This is a genomic window from Candidatus Atribacteria bacterium (assembly GCA_011056645.1).
Taxonomy (GTDB): domain Bacteria; phylum Atribacterota; class Phoenicimicrobiia; order Phoenicimicrobiales; family Phoenicimicrobiaceae; genus Sediminicultor; species Sediminicultor quartus.
On record DSEL01000032.1, the window covers coordinates 1 to 10,213 of the forward strand.

General features: G+C 37.7%; 8 protein-coding genes. All 8 read left to right on the plus strand.

What is annotated here, in order from left to right:
• Positions 1-174 precede the first annotated feature (174 nt).
• Positions 175-1,368 carry a hypothetical protein gene (locus tag ENO17_01295; protein HER23692.1) on the plus strand — a complete coding sequence of 398 codons (1,194 nt, stop codon included), beginning with the start codon at positions 175-177 and terminating at the stop codon, positions 1,366-1,368.
• 71 nt (positions 1,369-1,439) lie between these two features.
• The gene (gene ygfK / locus ENO17_01300) at positions 1,440-4,604 is read left to right on the plus strand and encodes a putative selenate reductase subunit YgfK (GenBank protein HER23693.1); all 3,165 of its coding nucleotides are present in this window, start codon (positions 1,440-1,442) and stop codon (positions 4,602-4,604) included.
• 19 nt (positions 4,605-4,623) lie between these two features.
• Positions 4,624-5,577, plus strand: a complete 954-nt coding sequence (locus ENO17_01305) for a xanthine dehydrogenase family protein subunit M (GenBank protein ID HER23694.1) — start codon at positions 4,624-4,626, stop codon at positions 5,575-5,577.
• Positions 5,570-6,073, plus strand: coding sequence for a (2Fe-2S)-binding protein (locus tag ENO17_01310; GenBank protein ID HER23695.1), 504 nt, complete (start codon positions 5,570-5,572; stop codon positions 6,071-6,073). Before ENO17_01305 ends, ENO17_01310 begins: the two co-directional genes overlap by 8 nt.
• Positions 6,066-7,337, plus strand: a complete 1,272-nt coding sequence (locus ENO17_01315; GenBank protein ID HER23696.1) for an aldehyde oxidase — start codon at positions 6,066-6,068, stop codon at positions 7,335-7,337. Before ENO17_01310 ends, ENO17_01315 begins: the two co-directional genes overlap by 8 nt.
• The gene (locus ENO17_01320) at positions 7,334-8,332 is read left to right on the plus strand and encodes a xanthine dehydrogenase family protein molybdopterin-binding subunit (protein HER23697.1); all 999 of its coding nucleotides are present in this window, start codon (positions 7,334-7,336) and stop codon (positions 8,330-8,332) included. The genes ENO17_01315 and ENO17_01320 overlap by 4 nt, the downstream gene beginning before the upstream one ends.
• Before the next feature lie 64 nt (positions 8,333-8,396).
• Entirely contained in the window at positions 8,397-9,899 is a 1,503-nt protein-coding gene (locus ENO17_01325; protein ID HER23698.1) for a hypothetical protein, read from the plus strand.
• Positions 9,896-10,213, plus strand: a 318-nt coding sequence (locus tag ENO17_01330; protein ID HER23699.1) for a response regulator, incomplete at its 3' end; no start/stop codon positions are given. The genes ENO17_01325 and ENO17_01330, both read left to right, overlap by 4 nt.

A 10,213-nucleotide genomic window follows, 5' to 3' on the forward strand; every position in this document is an offset into this window, starting at 1 on the left:
AAGCATATAGTATCTATTGTCGAGTTAAGAAAGAGAAGAAAAGAAACAAAAAAGAGAAAGAAAAACAAGAAACATAATTATTCTTTTTTATTTTAGAAAAAAAAGAGGAATTTTATTAGTTTTGTAGAATATTAATAAAAGAAACATAGATACATAAAAGAAGGGAAATTTGATGTGAAGATAGGATTATATCCTCTGGTTTCAGAGATACATAACGAAGAATATATTGACCGCACTTTGCAAGGATTTTTAGCAGATGTTGAAGATAAATTAGGTGAGAAACTGAAAAAAATTGACTTAAAGGATTTTAACCGCAAAGATTATTTCTCTCTTATCTTTATAAAATCCGGCGGAGTTGAAGCGAAATTTAAAGAGATTTTTAAACAAATTAAGGAACCTTACCTACTTTTATGCAGCGATTTACATAATTCTTTAGCCGCTTCTTTGGAGATTGCCTTATTTCTAAGGCAAAAAGGGGAGAAAACCGAAATAATCTATGGAAATAGTGATTATATTGCCAAGAGGATAAAAGAACTTAGAAAAATATTTGAAGTCAAAAGAAGATTAGCTTCAACTAAATTAGGAGTGATTGGCAGACCATCCGATTGGCTGATAGCCAGTGATGTAGATTATGATAAAATTAAAAATGCCTTAGGTATTTCTTTAATAGATATTCAAATGGATGAATTAGTAAAAGAAATTGAGCAAAATTACCATTTCGACCATCCGAAATTAAATGATATTAAAAGGAAAGCATTTGATAGTAAATCAATTGAAGGAGCACTGAAAATTTATAGCGGGTTTAAAGCTATCGTAAAAAAATATAAACTTGACGGTATTACGGTAAGATGTTTTGACTTGCTGGGAATTTATAAAAATACCGGTTGTCTTGGTATGTCATTATTAAACGATGAAGGAATTGTTGCCGGATGTGAAGGGGATATCCCCGCACTTATATCTATGACTATATTACATTTTCTGACTGATAAGCCTGTTTTTATGGCTAATCCTTCCAGTGTGGATATTGATCGAAATGAAATCATTTTAGCTCATTGTACCGTGCCTTTAAATATGTCTGATGAATTTTATTTAAAAACTCACTTCGAATCAGGTTTGGGAGTGGGGATAAAGGGGAATATCAGGAAAGGGGAATCCACCGTTTTTAAACTTTCCGGGGATGGTAAAAACTATTTTGTATCCGGGGGAGAAATTATTGAAAATTTAAATAGCGAGAATTTGTGCAGGACTCAAATAAGAGTAAAAATGAATGAGGACGTAAAATATTTTTTAAAAAATTTCATTGGTAATCACCATCTGATTTGCACTGGAAATTATACTGAAATTGTAAGAGAATTCTTTAAATGGTAAAAGTAAAATAAAATGAAATAGAATAAATAGGATGTGTCCCTATTTCTTTGCTATTTCTTTGAGGAGAGAGAATGGGAGATATTATGCGGCCAATTCCCTTTAAGCAGTTGCTCCATTGGGTAACTGAAGAATATCGATTGCAATGGACAATTTTTGGTATACCGGAAGCTCAATTTTTTATTAAGGAAAATGGGAAAAACATTCAAATATTTGATGAAGGCTGTGCTACCCCTGTAGGACCGGCAGCTGGTCCCCATACCCAATTGACCCAAAATATTATCGCTGCCTATTTGACCGGGGGACGCTTTTTTGAGCTTAAGACCGTACAAGAAATTGATAACCTGCAATTTGAGAAACCCTGTATTGATGCACGAGATGAGGGCTACAATACTGAATGGTCTACTGAACTTTCCCTGGAGCAGGCCTATGACGAGTATGTTAAAGCCTGGATATTACTTCATTTTATAAAAGCAGTTTTTGATATGCACATTACCTCAAAACAGTCTTTTATTTTTAATATGAGTGTTGGCTACGATCTAAAGGGAATCAAAACACCGCCTATGGATGCATTTATTAATAACTTAACCGATGCCTCCCGACATCCTTTATTTAAGCGTTACTTAGAGGAATTAAGTGCTTTTATTGGGGAGACGAACTTTTCAGAAGTTTTGCACATGAAAGGAAAGGTCAAAAATCCGGAAAATATTGCCAGGACAATTCCCCCCTGTATTAGCCGTTCTGTAACACTATCCACCATGCATGGATGTCCACCCAAAGAGATTGAATCTATCTGTAAATATCTTATGAAAGAAAAAGGGCTCCATACTTTTGTAAAATTGAATCCTACTCTTCTTGGTTATAAATTAGTCAGAAAAATATTAGATGAGCTTGGATTTAATTATATCAATATTAAAGAATCTACCTTTACTAATGACTTGCAGTGGGATGATGCGGTTGGGATGCTGAGGCGACTTTTAAAAACTGCTCATGAATATGGTCGTAATTTCGGAATAAAACTTTCTAATACTTTGGGGACGATAAATCCCGGTAGTATCCTTCCTGGGACAGAGATGTATTTATCAGGACGAGTTCTCTTTCCTATTACCATTACTTTAGCTTCTCGCTTATCGCGTGAGTTTACGGGAACTCTCCCCATATCTTACTCAGGAGGGGCATCTCAACAAAATGTCTATCAGATCTTTAAAACAGGGATTAAACCAATTACCATGGCCACAGAACTTTTAAAGCCTGGCGGTTATATGAGAATGGCAGAAATAGCCCGAAAATTAGAACCAATAGTCGAAGAGAGAAGATATCCTAAAATTATTGATACGGAAAAACTTGATCGATTAGCTGAAGAGTCCCTTCAGGAGAATTATTACCGGAAAGAATGGAGAGGGACAAAAAAAGTATCGGTTAAGCAAAAATTAAAGCTAATAGATTGCTATATTGCCCCTTGTGTTATTCCCTGTCCCATTTCTCAGGATATCCCAGAATATATTCGATTAACCGGTCACGAACAATACGATAAAGCCCTGGAATGTATTTATTTAAAGAATCCTCTTCCCAATATCACCGGCCACATTTGTGATCACCAGTGTATGTACAACTGCACCCGTCTTGACTATGATGGAGCAGTGAATATTCGTGAAGTCAAACGAATTGCTGCAAAGTATGGTAAAAAAGATGTACCTTATGATGGTGATAGTAAAGTAAAACAATTAGATATAAAAGTTGCCATTATCGGAGCAGGTCCGGCAGGACTTTCAGCAGCCTATTTTCTTGTAAAAGGCGGGTTGAAAGTGTCTGTGTTTGAAAAACAGGATTATCCCGGAGGGGTAGTAAACTATATATTGCCAAATTTTAGAATTCCTGCATCTGCCATCAAAAAAGATATTTCCTTTATTAAAGCCCTTGGCGTGGATTTCCAATTTGGAATATCAGAAGAATTTTCTATTAGTGATTTGCATAACCGGGGGTATAAATATATTTTTATCGGAATCGGCGCGGAAATTTCCAAGAAGCTGCCGCTAACTGGAGATAATGGTCATATCTATGAAACCCTGGATTTTTTGAGATCTTTCAACAAAAATCCAGAGTCTCTTAAAATTGGTCAGCAGGTTGCGGTAATAGGTGGTGGGAATACCGCAGTGGACAGTGCGCGGGCAGCTCTAAGAGTGAAAGGCGTAGAAAAAGTATTTATTATCTACCGCCGTACCGAAGAGGAAATGCCGGCAGATAGAGAGGAGTATAACCTGGCCCTTGAAGAGGGAGTGATTTTTAGGCCTCTCTTATTACCAGAATCATTCTCCAAAAACGGTATTTTGAAATGTCGTCGAATGGTTTTAAGTGAACCTGATTCCAGTGGTCGCCGGCGTCCTATCCCCACCGAGGAGTGCGAAGAGATAACTGTTGACTCAGTAATCATTGCTATTGGAGAGGTTAGCGATTCCAAATTATTATCGGCATACGGATTAAAGATTGAAAAAAACAACAGACCGTACGCACAACCGGAAACCCTTGAAACTAATCTTAAAAATGTTTTTATCGGTGGCGATGCCCTTCGTGGTCCTTCTAGCGTAGTTGAATCTATTGCTGATGCCCGTAGAGCAGCAGAGGCTATTATCAAAAAGGAGATACCAAACTGGAAGGACAAAGAGAAAGATCTTAAACCAGATTTTGATAGAACACAACAGATTGCCGAGATTTATAATAAAAAAAATCGTCTTATCCTTCCAAAAATAGCCGAAAATGATAGGAATATAGCCGAAAATGAAGCAGGAAGGTGTCTTGAGTGCAATGTTATCTGTAATAAATGTGTGGATGTTTGTCCCAACCGGGCAAACGTAGCGATTGAGATTGACGGGAAAGAGCATGTTAAAGATGCCTATCAGATTCTCCATCTTGATGCTTTATGCAACGAATGTGGTAACTGTGCCACCTTCTGTCCCTATGATGGTAAGCCATATCAAGACAAGCTGACTCTTTTTACGACAGAAGAGGACTTTAAGAACAGCACCAATAATGGATTTTGTATCACAGATGCTTCTGATGAAAAATTTATGACCCTAAGATTAAAAGATTATCTACGGAAGCTAAAAATTAATAAAAATAATGAACTAATAATGCCTGGGGATTTTAAATATCCAAATAATTATGATCTTAATGAACTTAAAAAGATTATCATGGTAATATGCACTGTTTTAAAAAATTACGGTTATTTAGCTGGAATTTAGAAAGTGGAGGATATAGTTTATGGAAGAATTCTCACCAGGATTACAAGGGATTGAAAATTTTTCTGGAGGTGAGCACAAAAAAAGTCAAAAGGCTCTACCCGGTCATTATTTTGCTCCGCAGAAAATAGAGGAGGCTTTAGAAATATTATCCCAACGCGGAAGGGACACTAAAGTAATTGCCGGAGGGACTGACTTGTTAGTTCAATACTATGACCGGCTCTATGAAATTGGCATCTGGTTAGATTTAAAAAATATTAAAGAATTAAAAAATATACGGATAAATAAGAATGTAATGGAAATCGGAGCGATGGTTACCCACACCCAATTAGAAAATTCAGTATATATTAAAAAATATTATCCGGTTTTATGCCAGGCAGCTGCCGATATCGGTTCTCCCCAGATAAGAAATCGGGGAACTATTGGCGGGAATATTGTAAATGCATCTCCTGCCGGTGATCTCTTAGCCCCTTTAATGGCTTATAAAGTTCAATTCAGGTTACTTTCTATTAAAGGGGAAAAGATAATACCAGCGGAAGAATTTTTTATCGGACCAAAAAAAACGATTTTGAGGGCTGATCAGCTACTAAGTGAAATCATTCTTCCCTTATCAGAAAAACATACTTACGGAAGTTGGATCAAAATCGGAAAAAGGAAAGCCTTAATCATTGCCACAATTACTCTGGCTTTGATAGTGAGAATGGATAAGGACAATGAAATAATAGAAGATGTAAGTGTGTGCCTTGGCTCCGTAGCACCGACTCCTATAGAAATAAAAGAAATAAAGGGAAAAATGATAGGTAAAAAAATCAAACAATTAGATTTCAATCAATTAGGCCAAATAGTGGAAGATAAAATTTCTCCCATTGATGATATTAGAGGAACCAGAGAATATCGTAAAGATGTAGCTAAAAATATAATGATTAAAGCTTTAGAAGAGATAGATTCAGCATGTGGAGGTGGTATAAATGAGTGAGTTAGAAATAGTGCTAACGATTAATGGTAAAAAAAGAAAAGTCAAGACCACTACCTCAACCCGTTTGCTGGATCTAATAAGAGATGACCTGCATCTTACCGGGACCAAGGAAGGATGCGGAAAAGGTGAGTGCGGAGCTTGCACTGTAATAATGAATGGTGAGCTGGTGGCTTCCTGCTTGGTATTGGCTCCTCAGGCGGATGGCGTTATTATTACTACCATTGAAGGAATAAGCCATGGAGAAAAATTACATCCTATTCAAGACGCTTTTATAGAGACAGGAGCAGTTCAATGCGGCTTTTGTACCCCGGGTATGATTTTAGCCGCCAAAAAATTACTCGAAGAAAATCCCTATCCTGATGAAGAGGAGATTAAGCGAGGTATCTCCGGAAATCTCTGCCGTTGTACGGGCTATCAAAAGATTATTGATGCTATTAAATTAGCCGCAAATAGATTGTCCGTAAGCGATAATAAGAGAGGTGAAAAAGATGCCTAAAAGATATGTAGGTAAAAATATTTACAAAGTAGATGTCAGGGATAAAGTAACCGGTAAAGCGATATACCCTGACGACATTTATTTTGAGGATATGCTGTACCTAAAAATTAAGAGAGCCACCCATCCTCATGCCTTTTTACGCAGCATAGATACCAGTAAAGCGGAAAAATTACCGGGAGTAGTTAAAATTATTACTGCTGCCGATATCCCTGAAGTGAAAAATTTTGGTTTAATTATTAAGGACCAACCGGTTCTGGTGGGAATTAATCAGAAAATGTGTTATATGGGAGATGCCCTGGCCATTGTTATCGCGGAGAGCAAGGAAATCGCATCTCAGGCAATAGGATTAATTGAGGTAGAAGTAGATGAATTAGAAGTAATATCCGATCCTCTTAGAGCTATGGAAAAAGACGCTCCGCCGATTCATCAGGACAGCAATATCTTAGCTACCCATTATTTAAAAAAGGGGGATATAAATAAGGGTTTTTCCCAAGCAGATATCATTGTAGAGAATGAATATAGGACCACTTCTTTAGATCATGTCCCTCTTCAAGTAGAGGCTGGTGTCGGGATTTTTGATCCGAAAACCGAAATGATTAAGCTCTGGGTGGCTACTCAATGGCTTCATGATAGTCAAGCAGATATTGCTCAATCTTTAGGTCTTTCCAAAGAAAAAATAAGGATAATCCAGCCGGTTATCGGAGGAGCTTTTGGTAAAAAGGAAGATATTTCTGTACATATACACCTTGCCTTAGCAGCTATAAAAACTAAAAGACCGGTAAAATTAACCTATACCAGAGAAGAATCAATGATTTCTCAATCTAAGAGACATCCTTTTATTATTCGGATGAAAACCGGTGTTACCAATCAAGGTTATTTAACTGCCTGCCAGGTAGTGGTAATCGGTGATACCGGAGCCTATGCTTCTAGTGGACCGGCGGTAGTGCACAAAGGTATGTATCATTGTACCGGTCCCTATAATGTAGATAATGTAAGTGGAGTCGCGTACACTGTTTATACTAATAATACTTATTGCGGGGCGATGCGCGGTTTTGGCACTACTCAGATGGCCTTTGCTTATGAGTCCCAGATGGATATCCTATCTCGAAAATTAGGGAAAGACCCTATTCAGCTCCGTTTACAAAATGCCTATTGCTTCGGTTCTTCTACACCCAATAATCAGATATTGACTCATAGTGTGGGGGTAAAAGAGACTATTAAAGGAGTAGCGGTTATAGTTGGTTGGAAGGAGGCAAGGCAATGAAAAAAAGTGGAAGAGGAGTAGCTACTATTATGTTCGGTTTTGGTTATGGAGAAGGATTTCCTGATCATTCCATTGCTTCAGCAGAAATTATAGATGGAGGGAAGATTTTAATTAGAACTGCTGCTGCTGACGTAGGCCAAGGTGTTTTAACTGCACTGACTCAAATTGCTGCAGAAGTTTTAAAAGTGAAACCGGAAGCAATACATATTATTCCCGGGGATACTCATTTGACTAAAAATTCCGGTTCTTCTTCCGCAACCCGACAGACCTTTTTTACCGGGAATGCAGTTAAAGAAGCCTCAGAAGGATTATTAAGTAATATTTATCATTATGCGAGTTTAAATTTTATAACCAATCATGTTGATTTAAAAATACAAGATGGTTATGTTTTTAGAAAGGATAAACCGGATGATAAATTAAGTTATTGGGAATTAGCACAGAAAGTAAAAGAAAGAGGTGATAGCTTAAAAGCAGAGGCATCTTTCTTCCCTCATACTGATAAACCTGACCCCAAGACAGGACAGGGTGAAAAAGTATACGTAGCCTACACCTTTGTTACTCAAGTTATTGATATAGAAGTTGATACTGTTACAGGAATTGTAGAGGTCTTGAAGGTTTATACCTCAGCCGATATTGGTAAAGCAATAAACCCGAAAAATGTAGAAGGACAGGTAGAAGGAGGAACGGTTCAAGGAATGGGTATGGCCTTAATGGAAGAGCAAGTCATCAAAGAAGGAATCACTTTAAATCCAGATTTGACCGGTTATCTAATCCCCACTTCTATGGATAGCCCTCACTTTACTACCCAACTGATAGAAAATGAAGATTCAGAAGGTCCTTTTGGAGCAAAAGGAATAGGAGAACCATCTACCATTGCCACTGCCCCGGCCATTGCCAATGCGGTGTATGATGCGATAGGAGTGAGAATTTTTAACCTTCCCATTACTCCGGATAAAATCCTAAAAGCGTTAAAAGAAAAAGATATCGAAAACTAAACGCTAATTCTCTATCTTATCTTGCTTGCCTGTTGGAAATTAAATATATAAAAGGGAGAGAATAATGAAAGAATTCTATTCAGCATCTAAAAAATCTATTTTCATTCCACTCTTAACAGGCTGCTTGCTCTTATTAGGTCTATACCTGACCAGTCTTTACAGTTATCTTCTTTTTCACAGCCTTGCCGAGATATTCAGTATTGTTATTGCATTTAGTATTTTTATTGTAGCCTGGAACTGTCGTAACCTTATCGATAATAATTACTTTTTATTTTTAGGTATTGCTTATCTTTTTATTGGTCTTATAGATCTCATACATACCTTGGCTTACGCCGGAATGGGAGTATTTCCTGAGTTTGATGCTAACCTACCTACCCAACTTTGGATCGCTGCCCGTTATCTGGAAAGTATTTCTCTTCTTGTTGCTTGTTTCATTCTTGACAAGAGAAAGGTAAAAATTGATTTTATTTTGATAGGATACACTACTTTCTTATCTTTATTATTACTATCCATTTTTTACTGGAAAATATTTCCTCTTTGCTTTGTTGAAGGGACAGGACTTACTCCTTTTAAAAAAATCAGTGAATATATCATATCTCTAATTCTTGCTGCCTCCATCTTCTTCCTGTTAAGAAAAAAAGAAAAATTTGACCATAAGGTCCTACAATGGTTGGTCATTTCCATCCTCTTGACCATAGCAAGCGAATTGGCTTTCACTTTTTATATTAGTGTTTACGGTTTATCTAATTTAATTGGTCATATTTGCAAGATCATCTCTTTTTATTTTATTTACCGGGCTATTGTCGTTACCGGCCTTACCAAGCCGAATGAGCTTCTTTATAGAAACCTTCAGGAAAGTGAAAAGAAATTTCGTGAACTCGACCAACTAAAATCGATGTTCATTGCCTCCATGAGCCATGAACTTAGAACCCCCCTAAACTCTATCATCGGATTTACCGGTATCATCCTGCAGGGGATGTCCGGAGAGATTAATCCGGAGCAGAAAAAACAGCTTACCCTGGTAAAAAAAAGCGCCCACCATCTCTTAGAGCTCATCAATGATGTCATTGACATCAGTAAGATCGAAGCAGATAAGATAGAGCTTACTATCCGCGAATTCGATCTGGTCAGCCTAGCCGAAGAGGTACAGCAATCGTTTCGAGTCACCGCAGAAAAGAAGGGTCTTCACCTATTACTACAGGCACCTCCCACCCTTCTTCTTAAAAGTGATGAGCGAAGGACCAAACAGATCCTGGTCAACTTTATCAGTAATGCCCTGAAATTTACCGATCGAGGGGAGATAGAGATAAAGATAGTAAAGAAAGAGGAAACCGTGGAGGTATCGGTCAGAGATAGCGGTATCGGAATAAAAAAAGAAGACATAAGTAAACTCTTTAATGCCTTCAGTCAGATTAACCTGCTAATTGAAGGCACCGGCCTGGGCCTCTATCTCTCTCAAAAGCTCGCGAACCTGCTCGGCGGAGGTATTACTGTCGAGAGCGAATATACTAAAGGAAGCATCTTTACCTTAACCCTGCCCTTAAAATATAAGGAGGTAGAAGTATGAAAAGAATCCTGATCATCGAAGATAATGAGACCAATATATACCTTATCAGCTTTATCTTAAAGAAAAATGGCTATGAAGTATTAGAGGCCAAAACCGGCGAAGAAGGAATAGAACTTGCCCTAAAAGAAAAACCGAATCTCATTATAATGGATATCCAGCTACCCGGCATCGATGGATTGGAGACGACCAAAAGGATAAGAGAGTCTAAAGAAGATAAAGGGATCCCCATTATCGCCCTTACCTCCTATGCCATGACCGGAGACCGAGAGAGAGCTTTATCTGCCGGTTGTAACGGATACTTAGAAAAGCCGATC

Bases quoted from the DNA above. Each gene is read 5' to 3' on its own strand.
- ENO17_01310 (HER23695.1), top strand. From the start codon at position 5,570: ATGAGTGAGTTAGAAATAGTGCTAACGATTAATGGTAAAAAAAGAAAA.
- ENO17_01320 (HER23697.1), top strand. From the start codon at position 7,334: ATGAAAAAAAGTGGAAGAGGAGTAGCTACTATTATGTTCGGTTTTGGT.
- ENO17_01315 (HER23696.1), top strand. From the start codon at position 6,066: ATGCCTAAAAGATATGTAGGTAAAAATATTTACAAAGTAGATGTCAGG.
- ygfK (HER23693.1), top strand. From the start codon at position 1,440: ATGGGAGATATTATGCGGCCAATTCCCTTTAAGCAGTTGCTCCATTGG.
- ENO17_01325 (HER23698.1), top strand. From the start codon at position 8,397: ATGAAAGAATTCTATTCAGCATCTAAAAAATCTATTTTCATTCCACTC.
- ENO17_01305 (HER23694.1), top strand. From the start codon at position 4,624: ATGGAAGAATTCTCACCAGGATTACAAGGGATTGAAAATTTTTCTGGA.